General features: G+C 60.1%; 28 protein-coding genes and 1 pseudogene. 22 read left to right on the top strand and 7 right to left on the bottom strand.

The features are described 5' to 3' along the window. Nucleotides 1-182: 182 nt before the first annotated feature. Nucleotides 183-572 carry a hypothetical protein gene (locus PS14A_RS08595; protein ID WP_212615755.1) on the top strand — a complete coding sequence of 130 codons (390 nt, stop codon included), beginning with the start codon at nt 183-185 and terminating at the stop codon, nt 570-572. Here the strand turns inward: PS14A_RS08595 and PS14A_RS08590 are convergent. Then, on the bottom strand, nt 544-1,176 hold the full coding sequence (locus PS14A_RS08590) for a hypothetical protein (RefSeq protein ID WP_212615754.1): 633 nt from the start codon (nt 1,174-1,176) through the stop codon (nt 544-546). The genes PS14A_RS08595 and PS14A_RS08590 overlap by 29 nt on opposite strands. A 90-nt stretch (nt 1,177-1,266) precedes the next feature. Here PS14A_RS08590 and PS14A_RS08585 point away from each other — a divergent pair, with 90 nt between their 5' ends. Next, a complete protein-coding gene (locus tag PS14A_RS08585; protein ID WP_212615753.1) occupies nt 1,267-2,154 on the top strand; it encodes an alpha/beta hydrolase in 888 nt (295 codons plus the stop codon). Here the strand turns inward: PS14A_RS08585 and PS14A_RS08580 are convergent. After that, on the bottom strand, nt 2,123-3,106 hold the full coding sequence (locus tag PS14A_RS08580; protein ID WP_212615752.1) for a GlxA family transcriptional regulator: 984 nt from the start codon (nt 3,104-3,106) through the stop codon (nt 2,123-2,125). The two genes, PS14A_RS08585 and PS14A_RS08580, sit on opposite strands and share 32 nt — an antisense overlap. Nucleotides 3,107-3,195: 89 nt before the next feature. On the opposite strand from PS14A_RS08580, the gene inhA reads away from it, so the two are divergent. Further along, the gene (inhA, locus tag PS14A_RS08575; protein ID WP_137215790.1) at nt 3,196-3,882 is read left to right on the top strand and encodes an isonitrile hydratase; all 687 of its coding nucleotides are present in this window, start codon (nt 3,196-3,198) and stop codon (nt 3,880-3,882) included. Nucleotides 3,883-3,899: 17 nt separating this feature from the next. Here inhA and PS14A_RS26810 read toward each other — a convergent pair. After that, nucleotides 3,900-3,992: pseudogene (locus PS14A_RS26810) on the bottom strand (metal ABC transporter ATP-binding protein); the annotation flags it as partial. Nucleotides 3,993-4,090: 98 nt separating this feature from the next. Here PS14A_RS26810 and PS14A_RS08570 point away from each other — a divergent pair. The 4 genes from PS14A_RS08570 to PS14A_RS08555 all read left to right on the top strand — a co-directional run bounded on the left by PS14A_RS08570 (nt 4,091) and on the right by PS14A_RS08555 (nt 7,471). After that, the gene (locus tag PS14A_RS08570; RefSeq protein ID WP_212615751.1) at nt 4,091-4,882 is read left to right on the top strand and encodes a CPBP family intramembrane glutamic endopeptidase; all 792 of its coding nucleotides are present in this window, start codon (nt 4,091-4,093) and stop codon (nt 4,880-4,882) included. A gap of 102 nt (nt 4,883-4,984) precedes the next feature. Next, a complete protein-coding gene (locus PS14A_RS08565; RefSeq protein WP_212615750.1) occupies nt 4,985-6,550 on the top strand; it encodes a PAS domain-containing methyl-accepting chemotaxis protein in 1,566 nt (521 codons plus the stop codon). A gap of 258 nt (nt 6,551-6,808) precedes the next feature. Then, nucleotides 6,809-7,045 (top strand): hypothetical protein, encoded by a 237-nt coding sequence (locus PS14A_RS08560; RefSeq protein ID WP_212616077.1) that lies wholly within the window; start codon nt 6,809-6,811, stop codon nt 7,043-7,045. Nucleotides 7,046-7,051: 6 nt separating this feature from the next. Beyond that, nucleotides 7,052-7,471 carry a type II toxin-antitoxin system YafO family toxin gene (locus PS14A_RS08555; RefSeq protein ID WP_212615749.1) on the top strand — a complete coding sequence of 140 codons (420 nt, stop codon included), beginning with the start codon at nt 7,052-7,054 and terminating at the stop codon, nt 7,469-7,471. A 288-nt stretch (nt 7,472-7,759) separates the two neighbouring features. Here PS14A_RS08555 and PS14A_RS08550 read toward each other — a convergent pair whose 3' ends face one another. Continuing rightward, a complete protein-coding gene (locus PS14A_RS08550) occupies nt 7,760-8,113 on the bottom strand; it encodes a hypothetical protein (RefSeq protein WP_212615748.1) in 354 nt (117 codons plus the stop codon). Between the two features lie 1,050 nt (nt 8,114-9,163). Then, nucleotides 9,164-9,844 carry an alpha/beta family hydrolase gene (locus tag PS14A_RS08545; protein ID WP_212615747.1) on the bottom strand — a complete coding sequence of 227 codons (681 nt, stop codon included), beginning with the start codon at nt 9,842-9,844 and terminating at the stop codon, nt 9,164-9,166. Nucleotides 9,845-9,934: 90 nt separating this feature from the next. Here PS14A_RS08545 and ccoN (PS14A_RS08540) point away from each other — a divergent pair, with 90 nt between their 5' ends. The 8 genes from ccoN (PS14A_RS08540) to ccoP (PS14A_RS08505) all read left to right on the top strand — a co-directional run bounded on the left by ccoN (PS14A_RS08540) (nt 9,935) and on the right by ccoP (PS14A_RS08505) (nt 16,832). Beyond that, nucleotides 9,935-11,359 (top strand): cytochrome-c oxidase, cbb3-type subunit I, encoded by a 1,425-nt coding sequence (gene ccoN, locus PS14A_RS08540; protein ID WP_212615746.1) that lies wholly within the window; start codon nt 9,935-9,937, stop codon nt 11,357-11,359. A gap of 10 nt (nt 11,360-11,369) precedes the next feature. Beyond that, on the top strand, nt 11,370-11,978 hold the full coding sequence (gene ccoO / locus PS14A_RS08535; protein ID WP_003223389.1) for a cytochrome-c oxidase, cbb3-type subunit II: 609 nt from the start codon (nt 11,370-11,372) through the stop codon (nt 11,976-11,978). A gap of 3 nt (nt 11,979-11,981) precedes the next feature. Next, complete coding sequence (locus tag PS14A_RS08530) at nt 11,982-12,179, top strand: cbb3-type cytochrome c oxidase subunit 3 (RefSeq protein ID WP_016773878.1); 198 nt, start codon at nt 11,982-11,984, stop codon at nt 12,177-12,179. Continuing rightward, nucleotides 12,176-13,129, top strand: coding sequence for a cytochrome-c oxidase, cbb3-type subunit III (ccoP, locus tag PS14A_RS08525; RefSeq protein ID WP_212615745.1), 954 nt, complete (start codon nt 12,176-12,178; stop codon nt 13,127-13,129). Before PS14A_RS08530 ends, ccoP (PS14A_RS08525) begins: the two co-directional genes overlap by 4 nt. Before the next feature lie 481 nt (nt 13,130-13,610). Beyond that, a complete protein-coding gene (gene ccoN, locus PS14A_RS08520) occupies nt 13,611-15,053 on the top strand; it encodes a cytochrome-c oxidase, cbb3-type subunit I (protein WP_024012334.1) in 1,443 nt (480 codons plus the stop codon). Continuing rightward, complete coding sequence (gene ccoO / locus PS14A_RS08515; RefSeq protein ID WP_007917161.1) at nt 15,053-15,661, top strand: cytochrome-c oxidase, cbb3-type subunit II; 609 nt, start codon at nt 15,053-15,055, stop codon at nt 15,659-15,661. The genes ccoN (PS14A_RS08520) and ccoO (PS14A_RS08515) overlap by 1 nt, the downstream gene beginning before the upstream one ends. A gap of 5 nt (nt 15,662-15,666) precedes the next feature. Further along, nucleotides 15,667-15,852 (top strand): CcoQ/FixQ family Cbb3-type cytochrome c oxidase assembly chaperone, encoded by a 186-nt coding sequence (locus PS14A_RS08510; protein WP_016775513.1) that lies wholly within the window; start codon nt 15,667-15,669, stop codon nt 15,850-15,852. Then, nucleotides 15,849-16,832 carry a cytochrome-c oxidase, cbb3-type subunit III gene (ccoP, locus tag PS14A_RS08505; protein ID WP_212615744.1) on the top strand — a complete coding sequence of 328 codons (984 nt, stop codon included), beginning with the start codon at nt 15,849-15,851 and terminating at the stop codon, nt 16,830-16,832. The genes PS14A_RS08510 and ccoP (PS14A_RS08505) overlap by 4 nt, the downstream gene beginning before the upstream one ends. Nucleotides 16,833-16,954: 122 nt before the next feature. Here the strand turns inward: ccoP (PS14A_RS08505) and PS14A_RS08500 are convergent, their stop codons facing one another. Further along, nucleotides 16,955-17,947 carry a metallophosphoesterase gene (locus tag PS14A_RS08500; RefSeq protein ID WP_249121224.1) on the bottom strand — a complete coding sequence of 331 codons (993 nt, stop codon included), beginning with the start codon at nt 17,945-17,947 and terminating at the stop codon, nt 16,955-16,957. A gap of 419 nt (nt 17,948-18,366) precedes the next feature. On the opposite strand from PS14A_RS08500, the gene ccoG reads away from it, so the two are divergent. From ccoG to hemN, 6 genes are all read left to right on the top strand, one after another. Further along, nucleotides 18,367-19,782, top strand: coding sequence for a cytochrome c oxidase accessory protein CcoG (gene ccoG / locus PS14A_RS08495; RefSeq protein ID WP_073474016.1), 1,416 nt, complete (start codon nt 18,367-18,369; stop codon nt 19,780-19,782). 13 nt (nt 19,783-19,795) lie between these two features. Beyond that, nucleotides 19,796-20,335 (top strand): FixH family protein, encoded by a 540-nt coding sequence (locus PS14A_RS08490; protein ID WP_130911522.1) that lies wholly within the window; start codon nt 19,796-19,798, stop codon nt 20,333-20,335. Between the two features lie 213 nt (nt 20,336-20,548). Beyond that, nucleotides 20,549-22,999 (top strand): heavy metal translocating P-type ATPase, encoded by a 2,451-nt coding sequence (locus PS14A_RS08485; protein ID WP_212615743.1) that lies wholly within the window; start codon nt 20,549-20,551, stop codon nt 22,997-22,999. A gap of 23 nt (nt 23,000-23,022) precedes the next feature. Further along, nucleotides 23,023-23,235, top strand: a complete 213-nt coding sequence (gene ccoS / locus PS14A_RS08480) for a cbb3-type cytochrome oxidase assembly protein CcoS (RefSeq protein WP_130911523.1) — start codon at nt 23,023-23,025, stop codon at nt 23,233-23,235. Beyond that, the gene (locus PS14A_RS08475) at nt 23,228-23,911 is read left to right on the top strand and encodes a sulfite exporter TauE/SafE family protein (protein ID WP_130911524.1); all 684 of its coding nucleotides are present in this window, start codon (nt 23,228-23,230) and stop codon (nt 23,909-23,911) included. Before ccoS ends, PS14A_RS08475 begins: the two co-directional genes overlap by 8 nt. Before the next feature lie 197 nt (nt 23,912-24,108). Beyond that, nucleotides 24,109-25,491: an oxygen-independent coproporphyrinogen III oxidase gene (gene hemN, locus PS14A_RS08470; protein WP_130911525.1), complete on the top strand. Its 1,383-nt coding sequence runs from the start codon at nt 24,109-24,111 to the stop codon at nt 25,489-25,491. Here hemN and PS14A_RS08465 read toward each other — a convergent pair. After that, on the bottom strand, nt 25,488-25,970 hold the full coding sequence (locus tag PS14A_RS08465; RefSeq protein WP_016773866.1) for a hypothetical protein: 483 nt from the start codon (nt 25,968-25,970) through the stop codon (nt 25,488-25,490). The two genes, hemN and PS14A_RS08465, sit on opposite strands and share 4 nt — an antisense overlap. Nucleotides 25,971-26,124: 154 nt before the next feature. Here PS14A_RS08465 and fnr point away from each other — a divergent pair, with 154 nt between their 5' ends. Continuing rightward, nucleotides 26,125-26,859, top strand: coding sequence for a fumarate/nitrate reduction transcriptional regulator Fnr (fnr, locus tag PS14A_RS08460; RefSeq protein ID WP_016773865.1), 735 nt, complete (start codon nt 26,125-26,127; stop codon nt 26,857-26,859). The last annotated feature ends 19 nt before the right edge of the window (nt 26,860-26,878 follow it).

Here is a 26,878-nt window from a genome sequence, read left to right as displayed (position 1 = left end):
CACGCCGAAATACCTTGTTGCCAGCCGTTACATCCACACCTACCATCCAACGCAACGGTCGATATGAAGCCATTACCTCAGTCAGTCCCCTCTCCCTCCGGGAGAGGGCTAGGGTGAGGCGCTTTTGATCTTCTACGGGCACAGCGGAGCTGTCCAACCACCCCCGAATTCAAGGAACCGGAATGCCTCACCACGTCCAGCGCAGCATCGAATCCCCTCTTCGCACCGGCCTGACCCGCACCCAGCTCTGGGAAGACGGCGACCAGGGCCTGATCAAATGCTGGGAAATCGGCCGCCAGCGCGCCGAACGCTTTCCCGAACTGGCCCAGCGCTGCCTGGCCGATGAATTGCCAGTGCTGGGCTGGAAGGGTGGCGTCAGTCGCAGCCTGAAGAAAAACGAGAAGTACGGCTCACTGAAATATCTGGCGCAGTGGCAGGGTCTGCGCGGTGAGGATCTGGATATTGATCTGGCGCAGGAGCGTTCGCTGGTGTGTTCGCGGACGAAGATGAAGGTGACGTTTACCCCGGATCGGACGAAGTATTTCAATCAGATCGCGGAGCTTGAGGCTTAGCCGTGCGGAAGTCCGGGTGGTAGCAATCCGGGTACAGGGCACAGACGCCGTACTGGGCGTCCAGATCGGCCATGTGCTGGTAGAACTGCTCGATTTCCCAAAACGTTTCATCCGCAACGGTCATCAGGTAGAAGTAACTGAGCTGATGATCATTGGGCAGCACCAATGGAAACTCTGCCAGCGCGTCCATCCTCGGCGCATTGGCCAGCGCCGCGAGCATCGGCGTCGGTGCCTGGGACAATTGCTCGAAGTACTTTTGCTTGTATGCCGCCAGACCGATGGCTTCACCTTTTGCTCTGGCATCGATAAGTTGCGCGAGGTTTGCCCGGCGCTGCTCCCAGTACGCCGCCGGCAGGTCGACATTCATTTGTTTCTTGTGTCTGGCCAATGCCTCATCGGCGCTGAGCTGGCGTTGCGGTTCGCCCGGCGCGGCGGCGGATCGTGCGTCCAACTCCTTGAAGGACAGCATGATCGTCGACTTGGCAAACATGCGTTCCATCAGTTCACGGCGCTGCGGGGTGTCCGGCAGTGCCGGTGGCGGCGATGCGCAACCGGTCAGCATCACGACAAGTCCCAACACAACAAGCAGCAGTTTGAGTGACATGTATCGTCCTTGAAGCCAGTCGACAGAATGAGCTGCGCAGTCTATCCGATGGTCTAGGGTTTGGAAGACGTTTGCACGGAGTTGTCAGTCATGATTCAGTCAGTCCTCACCCCTTTTCTGACCATCGCCTACGAACAGCATGGCCCTGCCGGCGGCGACTCGGTGATTCTGCTCCACGGCTTCCCCTACTCGCCGCGTGCCTTCGACGAAGTCGCCCCGGCGCTGGCCGCGCAAGGCTATCGCGTCATCGTGCCGTACTTGCGCGGTTACGGGCCGACCCGGTTCAACAGTGCGCAAACCCTGCGCTCCGGCCAGCAAGCTGCGATGGCGCAGGACCTGCTCGATCTGATGGACGCGCTGGGCATCGAACAAGCCATGCTTTGCGGCTATGACTGGGGCGGTCGGGCGGCCTGCATTGTCGCGGCATTGTTTCCGGCGCGTGTGCGCGGGCTGGTCAGCGGCGACGGCTACCTGGTGCAGGACATCGCCCATGCGCATCAGCCGTTGGAGCCCGAAGACGAGCATCGGCTCTGGTATCAGTACTATTTCCACACGCCCCGTGGCGCCGAGGGTCTGAGGCAGAATCGCCGGGAGTTGTGCCAGTTGCTCTGGCGGCTGTGGTCACCGACATGGGCGCGCAAGGATGAACGCTACCCGCTGACCGCTGGCGCTTTTGATAATCCTGATTTTGTCGACGTGGTGATTCATTCCTATCGGCATCGCTTCGGGTATGCCTCGGGGGATCCGGCCCTGGAGTGGATGGAAGAAGCGCTGGCCATACAGCCGGTGATCAGCGTACCGAGCATTTCGCTGTGCGGTGCCGACGATGGCGTCGGCCCGCCTTCGCTGATTGATGAAGATGCCGGGCATTTCAGCGGCTTCTATGAGCGGCGCGTGCTGGCGGGTGTCGGCCACAACCTTCCCGAAGAAGCGCCGCAGGAAACCCTCAAGGCAATACTGGATCTGTTGCAACGCTGACCGAAAAGCGCTCGCGATAAGCCTGCGGTGTCACGCCAATCGCTCGGAGAAAACTGCGCCGCAGCGTCTCTTCACTGCCAAACCCGCAATTGGCGGCGATGCGTTTCACCGGCAGGCCGGTATCGCTGAGCAGTCGCCGAGCGGTTTCGACGCGGATCAGTTCGATCGCCCGCGCCGGGGTCTGGCCGGTGTTGGCGCGGTAGTGGCGGATGAAGCTGCGTTCGCTCATGCCGGCCTGTTCGGCGAGGGTCGGGATGCCGAGGTCGCAGGTCAGGTTTTCGGCGATCCAGGCGTGCAGTTCATCGAAGCGGTTGCCCTGTTGTTGCAGCGACAGCGTCACGCTGAATTGCGACTGCCCGCCCGGGCGTTTCAGGAACACCACCAAGTGCCGGGCGACGTCGAGGGCGATGTCGCGGCCGAGGTCTTCTTCGACCATGGCCAGCGCCAGATCGATACCGGCCGTGACCCCGGCAGAAGTCCATACCGGGCCGTCGTTGATGAAGATCGGGTTGGCCTCGACGCGCAGATTGGGATGTTGCGCGGCCAATTGCTCGCAGCGCGTCCAGTGGGTGACCACGCGGCGGCCATCGAGCCAGCCGCTGGCGGCGAGCAGAAAGGCCCCGGTGCATACTGAAGCCACGCGCCGGCAATGAGTGCCGTGCTCGCGCACCCAGTCGACCAGTTGTGGGTCTTCGGCGGCGGGATAAATGCCCCAGCCGCCGGCGATGATCAAGGTATCGCTGGGCGTTTGCGGCAACGGTTCGGCCAGCACCGCCAGACCCGCCGATGACATCACCGCCCCGCCGCCGCTGGCGATCACGCTCGGCGCATACGGCACCGACATTCCGCGCTGGCGGGCCAGATCGTTGGCCGAGGCGAACACCTGCAACGGCCCGGTGACATCGAGAATCTGCATGTTGGCAAACGCGAGGACGTGAATGGCTTTAGGCATTTGGCGTAATTCGTGGGGTGATTGGCGTATGCGCCAGAACCTACGCGCCTACAGTGCAGTCGTCCACTTCTTTCAACGGAGCCACAACGATGACGCTGCAGATCGGTTTTCTGTTATTCCCGCAGGTTCAGCAACTCGACCTGACCGGCCCTTACGACGTGCTCGCCTCGTTGCCCGGTGTGCAGGTGCATCTGGTCTGGAAGGACCTGATGCCGGTGACGTCCAGCACCGGCCTGCTGCTGAAACCGACCACGACGTTCGACGATTGCCCGGATCTGGATGTGATCTGCGTGCCAGGCGGTGGCGGCGTCGGGCCGTTGATGGAAGACCAGCAGACGCTGGATTTCATCAAACGCCAGGCCGCGCAGGCACGTTATGTGACCTCGGTGTGCACCGGCTCGCTGGTGCTCGGCGCGGCGGGTCTGTTGCAGGGCAAGCGGGCGACCACGCATTGGGCGTATCACCAGTTGCTGCCGACGCTGGGAGCAATTGCGGTGAAGGATCGGGTGGTGCGCGACGGCAATCTTTTTACCGGCGGCGGGATCACCGCCGGGATCGATTTTGCCTTGGTGCTCGCGGCGGAACTGGTCGATGCCGACACGGCGCAACTGGTGCAGTTGCAACTGGAATATGCCCCGGCACCGCCGTTCAATGCCGGCAGTCCGGATGTGGCGCCAAGTGCGGTGGTCGATGAAGCGCGGTTGCGCGCGGCGCCTTCGTTGAAGCTGCGCACCGAGATTACCGAACGCGCGGCCGCCAAACTGGGCCTGCGCTGATCTTCAGCCGAATGCAAAACCTGTGGGAGCGAGCCTGCTCGCGAAAGCGGAGTGTCAGTCGCCAGTGACGTCATCTGCAAAACCGCTTTCGCGAGCAGGCTCGCTCCCACATTTGATTTGTGTCGGGCATGACTGCCACACCTTCACTTGTCCCACCTCCCTCGCCCGTGTAGAAAGCCCCTTCCAGAATTTCGCACAAGGACTTTCGATGAAGGCGCTGCCCTGGCTCTATCTCGCGCTGCTCGGCCTCGGTTACGGATTGGCCCTGAGCTACGGCCAACTCGGTTGGCTGGCATTGATCTCCGTGGGGCTTTTGCTGTTCGCCGCGTTCGCCGTGCGCCAGCAACAAGTACCGTTTGCGCGCTGGCTCGGCCATGGCCTGTTCATTGTTCTGGCCGTGGCACTTGCGCTGCACTGGCTGCCGGGCTTCGCCAACGGCCGGGTGATCAATCCGCAACGTTTCACTGACAACGCCGTGCCGTTCGCGATGTACTTTAACCTCGACAAACCGCTGGTGGGCTTCTGGTTGCTGCTGGTTTGTCCGTGGATTGTCGCGCGGCGGTCGTTGCGCCTGACGGTCTATGCCACCGCCCTTGCCCTGACACTGTGCGCAATTCTCGCCCTCGGCGGCGCGTTGTTGCTCGGTGTAATCGCCTGGGCGCCGAAGTGGCCGGATCAGGCCTGGCTGTGGGTGCTGAACAATCTGTTGCTGGTGACGCTGGTCGAGGAAGCGCTGTTTCGCGGCTATATACAGGGCGGGCTAAGCCGTCGCCTCAAGCACCTGCCCTACGGCGATAATCTCGCGCTGCTGTTGGCCTCGCTGCTATTTGGTCTGGTGCATGCCGGTGCTGGCTGGACCTGGGTGTTGCTGGCGGGACTGGCCGGGGTCGGCTATGGTCTGGCCTACCGTTTCGGCGGACTGGGCGCGGCGATCGCCACCCATTTCGGCCTGAACCTGTTGCACTTCGGCCTGTTCACCTATCCGATGCTGGCCAGTTGACGCAAGCGCGGTTTTGCGACGGCGTACTTGAATCTGAAAAAAAACTTCAATAAAAACCTGTCAGCGCCGACAACCTTTCAAAGCCTTGCGGATTGAAAAACCATGCGTAACAACCAGCCCATTACACAACGCGAGCGGACCTTTCCAGCTCAGCAACGGTTGATTTCCACCACCGATGCCAAGGGCGTGATCACCTACTGCAACGACGCGTTCGTTGAAATCAGCGGGTTTTCGCGGGAGGAACTGATCCGGGCGCCGCACAATCTGGTCCGTCACCCTGACGTGCCGTCGGCGGTGTTCTCGCACATGTGGGGCACATTGAAACAAGGCTTGCCATGGATGGGCATCGTCAAGAATCGCTGCAAATCCGGTGACCACTACTGGGTTAACGCCTACGTCACGCCGGTGTTTGATGGCAGCCAGGTGGTCGGCTACGAGTCGGTGCGCGTCAAGCCCACCGCCGAACAGATCCGCCGCGCCGAAGCGCTTTACCAACGCATCAACCAGGGCAAGTCGGCGATTCCTTCGACGGACAAATGGCTGCCGATTCTGCAGGATTGGCTGCCGTTCATTCTGGTCAGCCAACTGAGCTTCATGATCGGCGCGACGCTGAACTCGCAGTGGGGCTTCGCCCTTGCCGCCGGTCTGTCGGTGCCGCTGGGCCTGATGGGCCTGCAATGGCAGCAACGTGGCCTCAAGCGCCTGCTGCGCCTGGCCGAGCAGACCACCTCTGACCCGCTGATCGCGCAGATGTACACCGACAGCCGTGGCGCGCAGGCGCGTCTGGAGATGTCGATCCTCAGCCAGGAAGCGCGCCTGAAAACCTGCCTGACCCGCTTGCAGGACACCGCCGAACACCTGACCGATCAGGCCAAGCAGTCCGACGCCCTGGCGCACAACAGCTCGACCGGCCTGGAACGCCAGCGCGTGGAAACCGAACAGGTCGCCACCGCCGTCAACCAGATGGCCGCCACCACCCAGGAAGTCGCCAGCCACGTACAGCGCACCGCTGACGCCACCCAGGAAGCCAACCGCCTGACCGGCCGCGGCCGCGACATCGCCGGCGAAACCCGCGAAGCGATCCAGCGGCTGTCCGTCGTCGTCGGTGAAACCGGCCTGACCGTGACGCAACTGGCCAAGGACAGCGACGAAATCGGCGGCGTGGTCGACGTGATCAAAGGCATCGCCGACCAGACCAACCTGCTCGCCCTCAACGCCGCCATCGAAGCGGCGCGTGCTGGCGAGATGGGCCGTGGTTTCGCCGTGGTGGCTGACGAAGTACGCCAACTGGCGCAACGCACCAGCGAATCCACCGGGCAGATCCATGCCCTGATCGCCAAGCTGCAACAGACAGCGTCGAGCGCCGTGCAAACCATGGAAGCCGGGCATCGCCAGGCCGAAGAAGGCGTGGCGCGGGTACTGGAAGCCGACCAGGCGTTGGTCGGCATCAGCGAAGCGGTAGCCAACATCACCGACATGACCACGCAGATCGCGGCGGCGACGGAAGAGCAAAGTGCCGTGGCTGAAGAAATCAGCCGCAACATCAGCAATATCTCGGAACTGGCGGATCAGACCTCGGAACAGGCGCATAACTCGGCGTTGCTCAGTGAAGAGCTGACGAAGACGGCCAACACGCAGTATTCGTTGGTGGCGCGGTTTAACCGCTGACTGGAAGGCTGGAATGAAAAAACCCGGATGGCGTGAGCTTCCGGGTTTTTGTTGCTTGTCTGAAAGTGATGGTACTTGGCAGACCGCTTTCGCGAACAAGCTCGCTCACATATTGGAACTGCTTGGGACCACAGTTTTGTGTCCGACGACAATCCCCTGTGGGAGCGAGCCTGCTCGCGAAGAGGCCTTCTATGCCGACGTCGATCTCGCTCAAGCAAAACAGATACTGCCTACAACTGCGCCAGAACGAGCCGACTGATGCTCGCTGAGGCTAGGTTCTATCGTTTGCCGGTCAAAACTTATTCACATAAGCTGGTCAGCATGAATACACATCCTTCGGAGGCTCCGATGGCCACCACTCGAAAAACCGACAAACCCAGCAAAAAGGAAGTTCGTGAAGAACTGACATTCCTCGATGTTCGGCAAGCCGCGCGTGATGGGCAGAAAGTGTTCGATAAATTTGTGATCACTGGCAGGCTACCGATCACAAAGTAGGCCTGAATGCCAGCAATCAAAATCTCTGCACTTTTTGAACGAATCAATAACTGGCAAAACTTCGCTGCACACTTCTACAACTACAAAATCTGCGATGAATTACCTGCCATTTTCGGACGGGATGAACGACTCGATCTGAACGACATGCACCATATCCACCTTGCCAGTACACAGGCACTGCAGGCTCGATGGGCAAAAATCAATCGTCAGTATTACCGGACAGCATTGATAAATGATGCTGACAATGACTTTTGGCTGATTTATGCCTATGACTCTTTTCGGGATGAGTACTTGCTACTGACGATCACCGGCCCGGATGCCCATAACCGAAGCGAGTGGGGGTCATTTTTGCGTACCGTGCATTGTGAAATCGTTGAACCCTGGGCACTAGGCAGGATTTTCTTTCCCGATCTGGATGATTTGTGATTCAAAGAGCTGATCGAGATGAGCAACAAGCGAAAGATCGCTACCTGCGCACCGTCCATACCGATCATCCGTAAGAGCTGTGGCAGCTGAGATCATTTGAGCCTGCAAAACCAGGTAAAAGCTTCAGTTTTTTTATTGACTGTCTGAAATTGATAGTGCTCGGCAAATCACCCTCGCGAGCAGGGCTCGCTCCCACTTCGGAACGTAGTGGGATCACAGAATTGTGTCCGACGACAATCCCCTGTGGGAGCGAGCCTGCTCGCGAAGAGGCCATAAAAGCCAGCGAACTTATTGAGGCAACTTCAGCTTATCCAGCAGTCGATTGACCAACAGTTCGTTGAGCATGATCACCTGTTGCAGCGCCAGCAGTGGTTTGCGTTCCGGGCCGCCTATCGAGTTGGCAATGTTACCGGCCATGGCATGCGCGTATGAAAGCGACTCGCAGGCTTCGACCAACAGGGTTTCGTCATCCAGCGTGGGGTCGACAACATAGATGAGGCGGTATTTTGGCGAACTTGGCGGGGCTGCCAGGTCTTCAGGTTTGAGGTAGTAATCGAGGGCGCGGTCGGTGGCTTCCTGGATTTTTTGCAGGTCGAGTGCGCGGTCGTGGGAGGGTGGCGGGTTGGGGGTGACTTTGAACATGATGAAACTCCTATTGCAGATTCAAGGAGCCATCACCTTCGCTACCAAACGAGGGTGGCGGCCATACGCGGGTTGGTAGACCGGCTGCAATAGGAACCCGGCGCCCGCGAACGAGCCCCACGCATGACCACCATATAAACCGAGCCCCCAAAAAAAGGACGGTCTGAAGGCGTAGACATACGGCCATTACAGACGGGCTACCAAACCCGATCACTGCTTTTTGTCAGTGACCGAGAAACGATATAGCCAACCTCATAGCGCGTAAGCCGGCGGATTCTGGCGTAGGCGTAGGCAATGGCGCAAGGAGTTGTAGCCGGGATGGCGTAACGGGTCGTGTAGTTTAAACGTGGGTATTTGATGATGTTTAAGTGCAGGGATTGCCTCTGACAGTCAGGTGGTTTGAGGTCGTCTGGAAGAGAGCTTTCGCGAGCAGGCTCGCTCCCACATTTGGATCGGGTATATCAGTGGGGGATTGGTCGACTTGGAGGCTGCCATCGCTGGCAAGCCAGCTCCCACAGGGATTGAGTCCGGCCGGTAGATAGTGGTCGGCTGTCAGGCCGCCTTCGCGAGCAAGCTCGCTCCCACAGAAAAGCAAAACAGCGCAGCTGCCCGCGGTAAAGCCGCACCACTCAACAATGAGCGCAAGCTCGAGTGCTCTTGATCTTGATCCACCGGCGACGTCGGAAGGCTGAGTGGAGGGATTGATCCGGGGGTGGGAGCGTAGCGACCGTCTGGCGCAGCCAGACACAGCGGAAGGAGGTGCAGCGAAGCAAACCGGAGCCGCTGCGCCCGGATCGATCCCGGAGCGAAGGAACCCGAGCTTGCGAGGGCCGAACGTAGGAGCTAGCGTTTTTTGCTTACTTTTTTTGGCGCTTGTAAAAAAGTAAGTCGCCGTCAGGCGAAACCGCCAGCCGCAGCTCCCGAAGCAACGGATATGCCCCCAAGAGCAAGATCAAAAGCTAACCCACTCACCCCAACCCTCTACCCAAGGGGGCGAGGGGGAAAGGGAGCCGACCTTCATGCAGCGCAAAACCCCGGCCCGACTCAAAATCAGTCACGGAGAAATTCAGCCACCTTCTGCGCAGCACCCGCCAAATGATCGGAATGCGTAAACCCAGAAACCTTCAACGGCTTCAAATCATGATCCCCCGCCACCAACCAAAACACCTCAATCCCCGGCGCTAACGAATACCCCTCAACCGCCTCGCGATTCCCCAGAGCATCCCGCTCCCCCTGCACAATCAACGTCCGCGCCTTCAACCCAGCCAAATGCTCAACCCGCGGCTTCTCCGGCTTCCCCACCGCATAAAACGGATACCCCAGACACACCAACACATCCACCCCCAACTCATCCGCCACCAGACTCGCCATCCGCCCGCCCATCGACTTGCCGCCAACCGCCAAAACCCCAGCGACATGACGCCGCACAAGCGCAAACACCTCCCGCCAGCAATCCAACAGTTTCGGCGCAGGATTCGGCGGCCGCTTCACCCCATCCACCCGCCGCTGCGCCATATACGGAAACTCAAAGCGCAACACGTTGACCCCAAGCCCGGCAAGGCGCCCAGCCATGTCGTTCATCCAGTCGCTATCCATCGGCGCCCCCGCCCCGTGGGCCAGAATCAGCGTTGCTGAAGCCTCACCAACAGCGGCATCCCACAACCATCCATGATCGAGCACACACTGCGCCCATTGATCCCCGTCAATACTGGCCTTGTGCTGTTTGTCCATGCTTGCCTCGCTTTTAGTCTGCCTATAACTCCAGGCGAAGGATTCGCGCCGTTTGCGCGCTCACTTCGGCTGAACCGTGGATGGGGAACCATGAACACTTCTATCAGTACCGCCTACAACTACAAGGTGGTCCGCCAATTCGCCATTATGACGGTGGTGTGGGGCATCGTCGGCATGGGCCTCGGGGTTTTTCTCGCGGCGCAATTGGTCTGGCCGGAACTCAACTTCAATTTGCCCTGGACCAGTTTCGGCCGTCTGCGCCCGCTGCACACCAACGCGGTGATCTTCGCCTTTGGTGGCTGCGCGCTGTTCGCCAGTTCTTTCTATTCGGTGCAACGCACCTGCCAGACACAATTGTTCGCGCCGCAAATCGCCGCGTTCTGCTTCTGGGGCTGGCAGCTGGTGATCCTGTTGGCGGCGATCAGCCTGCCGCTGGGTTACACCAGTTCCAAGGAATACGCCGAACTGGAATGGCCGATCGACATCCTGATCACCATCGTCTGGGTCGCCTACGCCATCGTGTTCTTCGGCACGATCATGCAGCGCAAAACCAAACACATTTATGTGGGCAACTGGTTTTTCGGCGCGTTCATCATCACCGTGGCGATCCTGCACATCGTCAACAACCTTGAGTTGCCGGTGAGTTTCACCAAGTCCTACTCGGTGTACGCCGGTGCAACCGACGCGATGGTGCAATGGTGGTACGGCCACAACGCTGTGGGCTTTTTCCTCACCGCCGGCTTCCTCGGCATGATGTATTACTTCGTGCCGAAACAGGCCGAGCGTCCGGTGTATTCCTATCGCCTGTCGATCGTGCACTTCTGGGCGCTGATTACCCTGTACATCTGGGCCGGCCCGCACCACTTGCACTACACCGCGCTGCCGGACTGGGCGCAATCGCTGGGCATGGTGATGTCGCTGATCCTGCTGGCACCGAGCTGGGGCGGCATGATCAACGGCATGATGACCCTCTCGGGCGCCTGGCATAAGTTGCGCAGCGACCCGATCCTGCGTTTCCTCGTAGTGTCGCTGGCGTTCTACGGCATGTCGACCTTCGAAGGGCCGATGATGGCCATCAAGACCGTCAACGCCCTCTCCCACTACACCGACTGGACCATAGGCCACGTTCACGCCGGCGCCCTCGGCTGGGTGGCGATGATTTCCATCGGCGCGCTGTATCACATGATCCCGAAAATCTTCGGCAAAGCGCAGATGCACAGCGTCGGTTTGATCAACGCGCACTTCTGGCTGGCGACCATCGGCACCGTGCTCTACATCGCTTCGATGTGGGTCAACGGCATCGCCCAGGGTCTGATGTGGCGCGCGGTGAACGAGGACGGCACGCTGACTTACTCATTCGTCGAAACCCTGGTGGCCAGCCATCCGGGCTTTGTCGTGCGACTGGTCGGCGGGGCGATTTTCCTCAGCGGCATGTTGCTGATGGCTTACAACACCTGGCGCACCGTGCGGGCCTCGCAGCCTGCTGATGTCGTTGCTGCCGCGCAGATGGCCTGAGGAGTCCGCCATGAAACACGAAACGATTGAAAAGAACGTCGGCCTGCTGATGCTGCTGATGGTGTTCGCCGTGAGCATCGGCGGCCTGACCCAGATCGTCCCGCTGTTCTTCCAGGACGTCACCAACAAACCGGTGGAAGGCATGAAGCCCTACACCGCGCTGCAACTGGAAGGCCGCGACATCTACATCCGCGAAGGCTGCGTCGGTTGCCACTCGCAGATGATCCGCCCGTTCCGCGCTGAAACCGAACGCTACGGGCACTACTCGGTTGCGGGCGAAAGCGTTTGGGACCACCCGTTCCTGTGGGGTTCGAAACGTACCGGTCCTGACCTCGCCCGGGTCGGCGCGCGCTACTCGGATGACTGGCACCGCGCGCACTTGTACAACCCGCGCAACGTCGTGCCGGAGTCGAAGATGCCGGCCTATCCGTGGCTGGTCACCCAAGCGGTCGACAGCAGCCACACCGAAACCAAGCTGAAAACCATGCGCACCCTCGGCGTGCCGTACACCGATGACGACATCAGCGGCGCGGTCGCCAGCCTCAAGGGCAAGACCGAAATGGACGCCCTCGTTTCCTATCTGCAAGTGCTCGGCACTGCAATCAAGAGCAAGAGGTGAGCCATGGTCATTGAAATGAGTGCAGGCCTGATCCGCGGCCTCGGCACGGTCGTGGTGTTCGTCGCCTTCGTCGGTTTGACCTTGTGGGTGTTCAACCGCAAGCGCACGCCGGAATTCGCCGAAGCACGCCTGCTGCCATTCGCCGACGAACCACTACCCGAAACAATTTCAGCCCCTGAAACAAGGAGTACCCGGCCATGACCACCTTCTGGAGTACGTGGATCTGCGTACTGACCATTGGCAGCCTGATCGGCCTGACCTGGCTGCTGATCGGCACGCGCAGGGGCGAGACCAAGGGCAGCGTCGACCAGACCATGGGCCACAGCTTCGACGGCATCGAGGAATACGACAACCCGCTGCCGCAGTGGTGGTTCATGCTGTTCGCCGGCACGCTGGTGTTCTCGGTGGGTTATCTGATTCTGTATCCGGGCCTGGGCAACTGGAAAGGCATCCTGCCCGGTTACGAGGATGGCTGGACCGGCGTGCACGAATGGGAAAAGGAAATGAACAAGGCCGACGCCCGGTTCGGGCCGATTTTCGCCAAATTCGCGGCGATGCCGCTGGAAGAAGTGGCCAAGGATCCGCAGGCGCTGAAAATGGGCGGTCGTCTGTTCGCCTCCAATTGCTCGGTATGCCACGGCTCGGATGCCAAGGGTGCGTTCGGCTTCCCTAACCTTGCTGACAGCGACTGGCGCTGGGGCGGCGATGCCGAGACGATCAAGACCACTATCATGGGTGGGCGGATGGCGGCGATGCCGGCCTGGGGCGAAGTGCTCGGTGAGGCTGGGGTGAAAAACGTTGCCGCGTATGTGCGCCACGAACTGGCCGGCCTGCCGCTACCCGCCGACAGCAAGGCGGATCTGCAAGCCGGGCAGCAGGCGTTCAGCACCACTTGCGTTGCCTGTCATGGCGCCACCGGCCAGGGCACTGCGGCGATGGGCGCGCCAAACCTGACCCATCCGGCCGGCTTCATTTATGGCACCAGCCTGACCCAACTGGAACAGACCATTCGCCATGGTCGTCAGGGGCATATGCCAGCGCAGAACGAATTGCTGGGCAACGATAAAGTGCAATTGCTTGCCGCTTATGTGTACAGCCTTAGTCGCGGATTGAACACAGAAAAACTGTTAACTGAAGACAGCAAGAAATAACAATTGCGTGCACCACTGCCGCAGCTTTCTCGCTGCGGCAGTTTCCCGCCCCTTTGCGACGCATTGTCGCACCCCTTGGATCCTCTCCTTTCGGAACCCCGGATTCGGGTCTACGCTTCATCGAAGCGGACCGGCTGAAGTCGGTTTCCAGATCAATCCCGAACGATGCGCGCCGTGAACCGGCTGAAGGATTCGCCGCAAACGCAGGTAGATAACGGCTGTTGCGCCGGTTGCCCGCAATTTCCCGATCACGACCTGTGAACGGGCACCGTTGACGGCGATCCGGATTGCGAGCTTTTCACGCCCACTGCGACATTTTGTCAGAGGCCATTTTTGACCCTACTCGGCGCATGGAAAGGCCGCAGAATCAGCGTTGGAAAGCATTGACCCAGGTCATGGCGCGTTGCAATGACCCCCTGCTTTATACATACTTGCGGCCGATTTTATCCCTATAAAAATACCCAAACCGTGGAACCTTAGAATGAGCACAGCAATCAGCCCGACTGCTTATAACTATAAGGTAGTCCGCCAGTTCGCCATCATGACGGTGGTCTGGGGGATCCTTGGCATGGGGCTCGGTGTCTTCATCGCCTCGCAACTGGTCTGGCCGGAACTGAACTTCGGTCTGCCGTGGACGAGCTTTGGACGCTTGCGCCCGTTGCACACAAACCTGGTGATTTTCGCCTTCGGCGGTTGTGCACTGTTTGCCACTTCCTACTATGTCGTGCAGCGAACCTGCCAGACGCGACTGATTTCCGACAGCCTCGCTGCCTTCACCTTCTGGGGCTGGCAAGCGGTCATCGTCGGCGCCATCATCACCTTGCCGCTGGGTTACACCACCACCAAGGAATACGCCGAGCTGGAATGGCCGATCGCGATTCTGCTGGCGATTGTCTGGGTCACTTACGGTCTGGTGTTCTTCGGCACCATCACCAAGCGCAAAACCAAGCACATCTATGTCGGCAACTGGTTCTACGGCGCATTCATCGTCGTCACCGCGATGCTGCACATCGTCAACCACATGTCGCTGCCAGTCAGCCTGTTCAAGTCGTATTCGGCCTACTCCGGTGCCACTGACGCGATGATCCAGTGGTGGTACGGCCACAACGCGGTGGGCTTCTTCCTGACCACCGGTTTCCTCGGGATGATGTACTACTTCGTGCCGAAACAGGCCGAACGCCCGATCTACTCCTATCGTCTGTCGATCGTGCACTTCTGGGCGCTGATCACCCTGTATATCTGGGCCGGCCCGCACCACCTGCACTACACCGCCCTGCCGGACTGGGCACAATCGCTGGGCATGGCGATGTCGATCATCCTCCTGGCGCCAAGCTGGGGCGGCATGATCAACGGCATGATGACCTTGTCGGGCGCCTGGCATAAGTTGCGCACCGACCCGATCCTGCGCTTCCTCGTGGTATCGCTGGCGTTCTACGGCATGTCGACCTTCGAAGGGCCGATGATGGCGATCAAGACCGTCAACTCGCTCTCGCACTACACCGACTGGACCATCGGCCACGTACACGCCGGCGCCCTCGGTTGGGTAGCAATGATCTCGATCGGCGCGATCTACCACATGATTCCAAAACTGTTCGGCCGGGCGCAGATGCACAGCACCGGGCTGATCAACGCGCACTTCTGGCTTGCGACCATCGGTACCGTGCTCTACATCGCCTCGATGTGGGTCAACGGCATCACCCAGGGCCTGATGTGGCGTGCAATCAACGATGACGGCACCCTCACCTACTCGTTCGTCGAAGCGCTGCAGGCCAGCCACCCGGGCTTCATCGTCCGCGCGCTGGGCGGTGCGTTCTTTGCCAGCGGCATGCTGCTGATGGCTTACAACGTGTACCGCACCGTTCGTGCGTCGGATCCGGTTGAAGCCGAAGCCGCCGCCAAGATTGCCGTCGTTGGAGCTCACTGATGAAGCATGAAGCTGTCGAGAAGAATATTGGCCTGCTGGCCTTCTTCATGGTCATCGCCGTCAGCGTCGGTGGCCTGACTCAAATCGTTCCGCTGTTCTTCCAGGACGTCACCAACAAGCCGGTCGAGGGCATGAAGCCGCGCTCGGCGCTGGAACTGGAAGGCCGCGACGTGTACATCGCCAACGGTTGTGTCGGCTGCCACTCGCAGATGATCCGCCCGTTCCGCGCTGAAACCGAACGCTACGGCCACTATTCGGTTGCCGGTGAAAGCGTCTGGGACCACCCGTTCCTGTGGGGTTCCAAACGTACCGGTCCGGACCTGGCCCGCGTGGGCGGTCGTTACTCCGATGACTGGCAACGTGCGCACTTGTATAACCCGCGCAACGTGGTCCCCGAGTCGAAAATGCCGGCTTACCCGTTCCTCGTGGAAAACAAGCTCGACGGCAAGGAAACCGCGAAAAAAATGGAAGTCTTGCGCACCCTCGGCGTGCCGTACACCGACGAAGACATCGCCGGTGCACAGGATGCCGTGAAGGGCAAAACCGAAATGGACGCGCTGGTGGCCTATCTGCAAGGCCTGGGCACCATCATCAAAAGCAAACGGTGAATCTGATGGATATCGGGATGATTCGAGGCCTGGGCACCGTGGTCGTGATGGTGGCCTTCATCGGTCTGGCCTTGTGGGTGTTCAGCCCCAAGCGCAAGTCGGAATTCGACGACGCGACCATGCTGCCTTTTGCCGATGATCCCGAAGCCATCAAGCACGTCGAGCAAGCTTCTAGGAGTAACAAAGAATGACTACATTCTGGAGTCTGTACGTCACAGTCCTCAGTCTCGGTACGATCTTCGCCCTGACCTGGCTGCTGCTGTCGACCCGCAAGGGCCAGCGCAGCGAACAGACGGACGAGACGGTCGGCCACTCCTTCGACGGGATCGAGGAGTACGACAACCCGCTGCCGAAATGGTGGTTCATGCTGTTCGTCGGCACCATCATTTTTGCCCTGGGTTATCTGGTGCTGTACCCGGGTCTGGGCAACTGGAAAGGTCTGCTGCCGGGCTACAACTATCTGGATACCGAGAAGCAGACCGCGTTCGCCAACGGCCAGACCGGCTGGACCGGCGTCCACGAGTGGGAAAAGGAAATGGCCCGTTCGGACGCTCGCTTCGGTCCGATTTTCGCCAAGTTCGCGGCGATGCCGATCGAAGAAGTCGCCAAGGATCCGCAAGCACTGAAGATGGGCGGCCGTCTGTTCGCGTCCAACTGCTCGGTGTGCCACGGTTCCGACGCCAAGGGCGCCTATGGCTTCCCCAACCTGACCGACGCCGACTGGCGCTGGGGCGGTGAGCCGGAAACCATCAAGACCACCATCATGGGCGGCCGCCACGCGGTGATGCCGGCATGGGCGGAAGTGATCGGCGAGCAAGGCGTGGCTGACGTAGCGGCCTTCGTGGTGACCAACCTCGACGGGCGCAAACTGCCGGAAGGCACCAAGGCCGACCCGGCCAACGGCCAGAAACTCTTCGCCGCCAACTGCGTGGCTTGCCACGGCCCTGCTGGTAAAGGCACCCCGGCCATGGGTGCGCCTGACCTGACCCATCCGGGCGCATTCATCTACGGCTCGAGCTTCGCGCAACTGCAGCAGACCATCCGCTACGGCCGTCAGGGCCAGATGCCTGCGCAGGAACAATTGCAAGGCAACGACAAGGTTCACTTGCTGGCAGCGTATGTCTACAGCTTGTCGCATGGGGAAAAAGCACCAGAGGCGCAGGCCGAGTAAGGCCAACGCTTGAAGTATGAAAGGCCTCGCCAATGCAAATTGGCGGGGCCTTTTCATGAGCGGAATTCACGCCCTGAGACACTCGATAAATATGAATGTCTTCGCGCGCAAGTCTGCTGTACTTACTTGACGGGGATCGTATCCACCGCCACCCGACTCGGCCAGTTATTATTCTCAACCTTGCTGATGACCAGACTCTTCCGGTCTTTGGAAAAGCTGGCGATCAGATAAGTTTGCTGCGAAGCGGAACCGCTCAGATAAACTGGCACACTGCCGAAATTTTCCGTCCACCAGAAGCGCCCTGCTCTAGTATGCAAATGGCCTGCGAACACCGCAGTGACATTGTAATCCTCGATGATCTTTGTGAATCGCTTGATCTGCTTATCGTCACCCTGCCAGCGAGAAGGCTTATGCATATTAAGGATAATAATCCGTCCCTTCTCACGCGCCGCCTTCAGATCCTTTTCCAGCCAGTCCAGGGAATTCCTGATGTCGAACGTCGTCGGATTCAAGAAATGTGAAATCCATACCGAATACGTCGGCTCGTTGTGCAACTGGACAAGGTGTACATCTCCAACATCCATGGAGTAGGCCAGACTCCCAGAAAACAGCCTGTTAATCGGACTACCGCTTATATTCAGGTCTAGATTTCCGACTTTGCCACGATGATGCTCTTCGAAATCGGTAATACTACCTGCAGCACAACTTTCAGAAAAACAATCATTCTTTTCATAGTCGTGATTACCGAGGCCGTAGAAGACATTGCCACCGAAGTATTTATTCAAAACCGGTCGCAACCAACTCCGCTGCCACCCATGCCCATAGGCCGTTATATCGCCATTGATCATGATCGGAATATGTTCCGGAGATATGCTGAAGTTTTTGCGAAAGTTTGCGATATCCGAAAACTGGCTTTCGATCAGCGCGCGGGAACGCGCTTCCTTTTCCGACTCAGATTCAGCTTCACCACTGTCCGTTTTTTCCGTCCACGGATATTGCGGATCAGACGCAAATATCATGTGATTTGGATCTTGCTCAGCCAGCACCACTGCAGGCATTAAACTGAAAACCCATAACAGCGCACAGACATGCCGAACCTTGAACATGCTCTTCATATAATTCCTTTTATCTTTATTGAAATAACAGCAACCAAAAACGATCACCGACAAAAGCTATGTGAAAAACCAGAACAATAAAACCGCGACTTCATTGCAAGTTAATTAAGCAACTTCACGACAACTCCCCCCTAAAAAGACATTTAGCCGAAGTGATACCTTCACGAAATCGCTGCAAAAACCCTACCCGCCGTTTTACCTGCATCTGCCGAAAACTCAGCCATACTCAACAAGTCAATTGATCTGCATCAGGCTTTTCTGCAATCGCTACACCATCTGCATTTTTTACCCAACGCGACCAAAGGTCGCACCCTTGAGCCAGAGCTGCAGGCGTATCATCGCGCTACTGCAACAGCCCTTTTTGACCTTGGTTGGCACGTATCGACCGAGGCATTTTTCCACTGCCGTGGGATGCAATGATGAGCAATCAGATTCCGGTACACGACGTCACGCCGCCGAGCAAGAACGCGAACAACAGCGTCGATCTTTATGCCTCACGAGAAAAAATCTACACCCGTGCCTTCACCGGCCTGTTCCGCAATCTGCGGATGCTCGGTGGTGCGGCGTTGTTTCTGCTGTATTTCGGCACGGTGTGGCTGAACTGGGGCGGTCACCAGGCGGTGTGGTGGAACCTGCCGGAGCGCAAGTTCTTCATCTTCGGCGCGACATTCTGGCCACAGGATTTCATCCTGCTCTCGGGGCTGTTGATCATTGCCGCGTTCGGCCTGTTCTTCATCACTGTCTATGCCGGGCGCGTCTGGTGTGGTTATACCTGCCCGCAGAGTGTGTGGACGTGGATTTTCATGTGGTGCGAAAAGGTCACCGAAGGCGACCGCAACCAGCGCATCAAGCTCGACAAGGCGCCGATGAGTGCCAACAAATTCCTGCGCAAGCTGGCCAAGCACTCGCTGTGGCTGCTGATCGGGTTTGTCACCGGCATGACCTTTGTCGGCTACTTCTCGCCGATCCGCGAACTGGTCATCGAATTCTTCACCGGTCAGGCCGATGGCTGGTCGTATTTCTGGGTCGGTTTTTTCACCCTCGCCACGTACGGCAATGCCGGCTGGTTGCGTGAGCAGGTGTGCATCTACATGTGCCCGTATGCGCGCTTCCAGAGCGTGATGTTCGACAAGGACACGCTGATCGTTTCCTACGACCCGCGCCGTGGCGAAAGCCGTGGGCCGCGCAAGAAAGGCATCGACTACAAGGCGCTGGGGCTGGGCGACTGCATTGACTGCACGATGTGCGTGCAGGTCTGCCCGACCGGCATCGACATCCGCGATGGCCTGCAGATCGAGTGCATCGGCTGCGCTGCGTGCATCGATGCCTGCGACAGCATCATGGACAAGATGGATTACCCGCGCGGGCTGATCAGCTACACCACCGAACACAACCTCTCCGGGCAGAAAACCCATAAACTGCGACCGCGCCTGATCGGCTATGCCGTGGTGCTGCTGGCGATGATCAGCCTGTTGGTCGCCGCGTTCTTCATGCGTTCGCTGGTCGGGTTCGACGTCAGCAAAGACCGCGTGCTGTACCGCGAAAACGCTGAAGGCCGGATCGAAAACGTCTACAGCCTGAAGATCATGAACAAGGATCAGCGCGACCACACTTACCTGCTGCAAGCCGAGGGTCTGCCGGACCTGCGCCTGCAAGGCAAGCGCGAAATCAAGGTTGCTGCCGGCGATATCGTCAGCATGCCGGTCGAGTTGTCGAGCGCACCGGAACAATTGCCATCGAGCACCAACGAGGTGAAATTCATCCTCAAGGACGCCGATGACGACAGCGTCCACGTTGAAGCCAAGAGCCGATTCATCGGCCCACAAATCCGTTGAGAGAATTTTGAACATGCCCGCTGCAAACGCCGCAAGTCCTTGGTACAAGCACCTCTGGCCGTGGATCATCATCGCGATTCTGGCCTGCTCGGTGGCCTTGACCCTGTCGATGGTGACCATCGCGGTGAACAACCCGGACAATCTGGTCAACGACAACTATTACGAAGCAGGCAAAGGCATCAACCGTTCACTGGATCGCGAGCTGCTGGCGCAAACCCTGAAGCTTCGTGCGGCGGTGCATCTGGATGACGTGACCGGTGAAGTCGATCTGCGCTTGAACGGTGACAGCCAGCCGCAAACCCTGGAACTGAACCTGATTTCGCCGACCCAGCCGGAGAAGGATCGCAAGATCGTGCTGACCCGCAGTGACAGCGAGAGCGGGCGCTACATTGGCCAGTTGGGCGACAAGGTCGAAGGGCGACGGTTTGTCGAGTTGCTCGGCAGCCAGGATGAGCACGTGTGGCGCATGTTTGAAGAAGAACTGGTCAGCCATGACAAGGAACTGCTGCTGGGTGATGAGCCATTGCAGGGTGCGGAAGACCTGAAGAATTGAATCAAAATCAAGAGCCCCTCACCCTGGCCCTCTCCCGGAGGGAGAGGGGACTGATCTCGGTTGCCTGGAAGCGGGGCGTATGACAGTGACAATGTCGGCGACTGAAACCGCTCTTCAGGCTCACACCGATCGGCTCCCTCTCCCTCCGGGAGAGGGCTGGGGTGAGGGCAAGCGAACACCCCCAATGCAAGGGCTCACACCCTCATCAATGCCATGACCACCCCAGTTCCCTGCTACCACTGCGCCCTGCCCGTCCCGTCCGGCAGCCGCTTCACCGCCGTCGTCCTCGGGCAGGCCCGCGAGTTCTGCTGCCCGGGCTGTCAGGCGGTGGCCGAAGCCATCGTCGCCGGTGGTCTGGAAAGCTACTACCAGCATCGCAGCGAAGCCTCGGCCAATCCCGAAGCGCTGCCGGTGCAACTGACTGATGAACTGGCGCTGTACGACCGCGCCGACGTGCAGCAACCCTTCGTCCGTCATGAAGGCGATCTGGCCGAAACCACCTTGTTGATGGAAGGCATCAGTTGCGCCGCTTGCGGCTGGCTGATCGAGAAACACCTGCGCACCCTGCCCGCCGTCGCCGAAGCGCGGCTGAACCTGTCCAACCATCGCCTGCACGTACGCTGGGCCGACGCCCAATTGCCGCTGAGCCAGATCCTCGCCGAGCTGCGCCACATCGGTTACGCCGCTCACCCGTACCAGGCCGACCGTGCCAGCGAACAATTGGCCAGCGAGAATCGCCTGGCCCTGCGCCAGCTCGGCGTCGCCGGTCTGCTGTGGTTTCAGGCGATGATGGCGACCATGGCCACCTGGCCGGAATTCAACATCGACCTCAGTCCCGAGCTGCACACGATCCTGCGCTGGGTCGCGCTGTTTCTGACCACGCCAATCGTGTTCTACAGCTGCGCGCCGTTCTTCAAAGGTGCGATGCGTGATTTGCGCACCCGCCACCTGACCATGGACGTGTCGGTGTCGCTGGCGATCGGCAGCGCTTATATCGCCGGGATCTGGACGTCGATCACCGGCGTCGGCGAGCTGTACTTCGATGCGGTCGGCATGTTCGCCCTGTTTCTTTTGGCCGGACGCTTTCTGGAACGCCGCGCCCGCGAACGCACCGCTGCCGCCACTGCGCAACTGGTCAACCTGTTGCCGGCCTCGTGCCTGCGCCTGGATAGCGATGGCCAGAGCGAACGCATCCTGCTCAGCGAGTTGCGCGTGGGCGAGCGGATTCTGGTGCAGCCGGGCTCGATTCTGCCGGCTGACGGCAAGATCATCGACGGCCAGTCGAGCATCGACGAATCGCTGCTGACCGGCGAATACCTGCCACAGCCACGCACGCTCGGTGATGCGGTCACTGCGGGCACGCTCAACGTCGAAGGCGCATTGACCGTGCAAGTGCAGGCGCTGGGACAGGACACGCGTCTCTCCGCAATCGTGCGCCTGCTCGATCGCGCTCAGGCGGAGAAACCGCGTCTGGCGGAAATCGCCGACCGCGCCGCGCAATGGTTCCTCCTGTTGTCGCTGATTGCGGCGGCAGTGATCGGCCTGCTGTGGTGGCAGCTGGACTCAGCGCGGGCGTTCTGGATCGTCCTCGCCATGCTGGTGGCGACCTGCCCCTGCGCGCTGTCATTGGCGACGCCGACCGCCCTCACCGCCGCCACCGGCACCCTGCACAAACTCGGGCTGTTGCTGACCCGCGGCCATGTGCTGGAAGGCTTGAATCAGATCGACACGGTGATCTTCGACAAGACCGGCACGCTCACCGAAGGCCGCTTGGTGCTGCGCTCGATTCGCCCGCTCGGCAGGCTGGACAGCGAGCAATGCCTGAGCCTCGCCGCTGCGCTGGAAAACCGTTCGGAACACCCGATCGCCCGGGCGTTCGGCCGTGCTCCACTGGCCGCTGACGATGTGCAGAGCACACCGGGGCTGGGCCTGGAAGGCGTGGTCGGTGAGCAACGCTTGCGCATCGGTCAGGCCGAATTTGCCTGCGCCCTGAGCGGCGCGGCACTGCCGTCAATGCCTGATGAAGCCGGACAATGGTTGCTGCTCGCCGACACGCACGGACCGCTGGCGTGGCTGGTGCTCGATGATCGCCTGCGTGACGATGCCCCCGCCCTGCTCGCGGCTTGCAAAGCGCGGGGCTGGCGCACCTTACTGTTGTCCGGCGACAGTTCGCCGATGGTCGCCAGTGTCGCCGCCGAACTGGGCATCGACGAGGCCCGTGGCGGTTTGCGCCCCGATGACAAACTGCAAGTGCTGCAACAACTGCACAAGGAAGGACGCAAAGTGTTGATGCTCGGTGACGGCGTCAACGACGTGCCGGTATTGGCTGCAGCCGACATCAGCGTGGCCATGGGCTCGGCCACCGATCTGGCGAAAACCAGCGCCGATGCGGTGTTGCTGTCCAACCGCCTCGACGCCCTGGTACAAGCCTTCACACTGGCGCGGCGCACGCGCCGGGTAATCATGGAAAATCTGATGTGGGCAGCGCTGTACAATGGCCTCATGTTGCCGTTCGCCGCCCTCGGCTGGATCACTCCGGTGTGGGCGGCGGTCGGCATGTCGATCAGTTCGCTGACCGTGGTGCTCAACGCCCTGCGCCTGACTCGTCTGCCGAGCGCGCCGGCCGCCAGCAGCCCGACCCAAACCCGCCCGCTGCCGGCCTGAGCCGCGCGGGCCTGGAGTTACCGATGCCAGCTCTCTACGTGATGATTCCCGCTGCCTTGCTCATCGTCGCCATCGCCGTGTACATCTTCTTCTGGGCGGTAGACAGCGGCCAGTACGACGACCTCGACGGCCCGGCCCACAGCATCCTGTTTGACGATCAGGATCCCAACCACACCGCCGCGGTCGACGAAGCCAACGCACGCAAACCGGACGACAAGGCGCCACCCCATGCTTGAACTGGCGCCTCTGCTGGTTTCAGCGCTGATCCTCGGCCTGCTCGGTGGCGGCCATTGCCTGGGCATGTGCGGCGGCCTGATGGGCGCGCTGACCCTGGCGATTCCCAAAGAACAGCGCAGCCGGCGCTTCCGTCTGTTGCTCGCGTATAACCTCGGGCGGATTCTCAGTTATGCCACGGCGGGGTTGCTCATCGGCCTGGCCGGCTGGGCCGTCGCCAACAGCCCGGCGGCGCTGTTCATGCGCGTACTGGCCGGGTTGCTGCTGATTGCCATGGGCTTGTATCTGGCCGGTTGGTGGAGCGGGTTGACGCGTATCGAAGCGCTCGGGCGGGGTTTGTGGCGTTTCATTCAACCGGTGGCGAACCGCTTGCTGCCGGTTTCCAGCCTGCCGCGCGCCTTGCTGCTCGGTGCGCTGTGGGGCTGGCTGCCGTGCGGGCTGGTTTACAGCACCTTGCTGTGGAGCGCCAGCCAAGGCAATGCGCTGGACAGCGCGCTGTTGATGCTTGCGTTTGGCCTCGGCACGTGGCCGGTGCTGCTCGCCACCGGGCTGGCGGCTGAAAGAGTTACCGCGATCTTGCGCAAACGTAGCGTGCGCATGGCGGGTGGCTTGCTGGTGATTGTGTTCGGGATCTGGACCTTGCCCGGGCCGCATCAGCATTGGCTTATGGGTCATTAGACCGCCGGCGCGGCCTTCGCGAGCAGGCTCGCTCCCACATGAGACTTGCAGCGAACACAAGACCTGTGGGAGAGAGCCTGCTCGCGAAGAGGCCCGCACGAACAACCCAAATCCTCGCCGTTGATGCAAATCAACATGCCCTGTCACGCCCTCCCCTAGACTCGCCACACTGCCAGCCTATCCGGGGGAATGCCCGCATGCTCGACGCCATTCGTTGGGACTCTGATCTGATCCGCCGCTACGATCTGGCGGGGCCACGCTACACCTCGTACCCGACCGCCGTGCAATTTCACGGTCAGGTCGGCACTTTCGACCTGTTCCATGCCCTGCGCGACAGCCGCAAGGCGCAGCGGCCGTTGTCGCTGTACGTGCATGTGCCGTTCTGCGCGAACATTTGCTACTACTGCGCCTGCAACAAGGTCATCACCAAGGATCGCGGCCGTGCGCAGCCGTATCTGCAACGGCTCGAGCAGGAAATCCAGTTGATTGCCTGCCACCTCGACCCGGCGCAAACCGTCGAGCAACTGCATTTCGGTGGCGGCACACCGACCTTTCTCAGCCACGACGAGTTGCGTCAGTTGATGGCGCACCTGCGCAAGCATTTCAATCTGCTCAACGATGACTCGGGCGATTACGGCATTGAAATCGACCCGCGCGAAGCCGACTGGTCGACCATGGGCCTGCTGCGCGAACTGGGTTTCAACCGGGTCAGCATTGGCCTGCAGGATCTTGACCCGGCGGTGCAGCGTGCGGTCAACCGCCTGCAAAGTCTGGAAGAAACCCGCGCGGTGATCGATGCGGCGCGCACTTTGCAGTTTCGCTCGATCAACATCGATCTGATCTATGGCCTGCCGAAGCAGACACCGGACAATTTCGCCCGCACCGTCGAGGAAGTGATCAGTCTGCAACCGGATCGCCTGTCGGTATTCAACTACGCGCACCTGCCGGAACGCTTCATGCCCCAGCGGCGGATCAACAGCAGCGACTTGCCGAGCCCTGCGCACAAACTGGAGATGCTCCAGCGCACCATCGAGCAACTGACCGCTGCCGGCTACCGCTACATCGGCATGGATCACTTCGCCCTGCCCGATGACGAGTTGGCGATCGCTCAGGAAGAACACACCCTGCAACGCAACTTTCAGGGCTATACCACCCACGGCCATTGCGACCTGATTGGTCTGGGCGTGTCAGCGATCAGCCAGATTGGCGATTTGTACTGCCAGAACAGCAGCGACCTCAACGCCTATCAGAACAGCCTGGCCAGCGCGCAGCTGGCGACCAGTCGCGGCCTGGTGTGCAACGCCGACGACCGCTTGCGCCGCGCAGTGATTCAGCAGCTGATCTGCAATTTCAAACTCGAATTTGCCGAGATCGAGCAGCAGTTCAACATCGATTTTCAAGGATATTTCGGCGCGCTGTGGCCGCAGTTGCAAGGCATGGCCGAGGATGGCCTGATCAGGCTCGAGCGCGAGCGCATCGAGGTGTTGCCGGCGGGCCGATTGCTGGTGCGCTCGGTGTGCATGGTCTTCGATGCGTACCTGGAGCAGCAGAACCGCCAGCGTTTCTCCCGAGTGATTTAAGGCTTGGTCAGCAACGAGCCGACCTTGAGATTCTGATCAGGATTGAGCGCCGACTGGTTCATGACTTTCGACAAGGAAAGGTTGGCGGTGATCAGGCCGCTGTTGAGGGCGGCGATGGCGCCACGTAATGCGGCGAGCTTGTTGATCTTTTCCTCGTTGGAGAGGGTTCTGTCTGACATGACCGCCGCCATGCGCGCTTTTTTCTCGATGATTTCCTTTTGGATCTTGCGAATCATCTTCAGCAACTGCTGGATGTTCTCCGGCAAGCCACTGTTGTCGATGTCACTGTTTTCGCCGCCTACAGCGGCGGATTTGGCGATGGCCGCGCCGGACAGCGACACTTTGACGCCCTCGACCAAGGTCGGGGTTGCCGTATTCGACAAGGCGTCGTCGCGGTCGATTGCAGCGTCGGGACCGGTTACCTCCGGCGAAGCAGCAATGCCGCTGCTACCGGGGCTTAGCGTGCCAATGGCGGTCATCGGGGCCTTCCTTGGATGAGTACTGATAGTGGGTTATCGGCCGGCGGTGCTGCGGCTTTATGTCTGTAGGACAACGCCGCCGCGTGCTGGCCTGAATGTCCTCCCGTGGGTTACCCTTACGGCTTATGTGTGTTTTCCCACAAGGATTGAAGAAATGTCCGAGCCAGTCAAACTGCGCGCTCACAACCAGGCCCACTGCAAGGATTGCAGCCTGGCCCCGCTCTGCCTGCCACTTTCTCTGAATCTGGAAGACATGGATGCGCTCGACGAAATCGTTAAACGCGGCCGCCCGCTGAAGAAGGGCGAGTTCCTGTTCCGCCAGGGCGACACCTTTGATTCCGTTTATGCAGTCCGCTCCGGCGCGCTGAAGACCTTCAGCCTGAGCGATGCCGGCGAAGAGCAACTGACCGGCTTCCACCTGCCAAGCGAACTGGTTGGCCTGTCGGGCATGGACACCGAAAAACACCCGGTCTCGGCCCAGGCGCTGGAGACTACGTCAGTCTGCGAAATTCCCTTCGAGCGCCTCGACGAACTGGCGCTGCAATTGCCACAACTGCGCCGCCAATTGATGCGGGTGATGAGCCGCGAGATCCGCGACGATCAGCAAATGATGCTGCTGCTGTCGAAAAAAACCGCTGACGAGCGCATCGCCACTTTCCTGGTCAACCTGTCGGCGCGCTTCCGCGCTCGCGGCTTCTCGGCCAACCAGTTCCGCCTGAGCATGTCGCGCAATGAAATCGGCAATTACCTGGGCCTGGCGGTGGAAACCGTGTCGCGGGTGTTCACCCGTTTCCAGCAGAACGAGCTGATTGCCGCCGAGGGCAAGGAGATCCATATCCTCGACCCGATCCAGCTGTGCGCGCTGGCCGGCGGTTCGATCGAAGGCTGATCACGACCCGCGGTTGAGC

The sequence above is a fragment of the Pseudomonas sp. 14A genome, assembly GCF_018132745.1.
GTDB classification, from domain to species: domain Bacteria; phylum Pseudomonadota; class Gammaproteobacteria; order Pseudomonadales; family Pseudomonadaceae; genus Aquipseudomonas; species Aquipseudomonas mercuritolerans.
The sequence above is the reverse complement of the archived record's forward strand: the minus strand, read 5'-3'. Positions and strand labels throughout refer to the sequence as shown.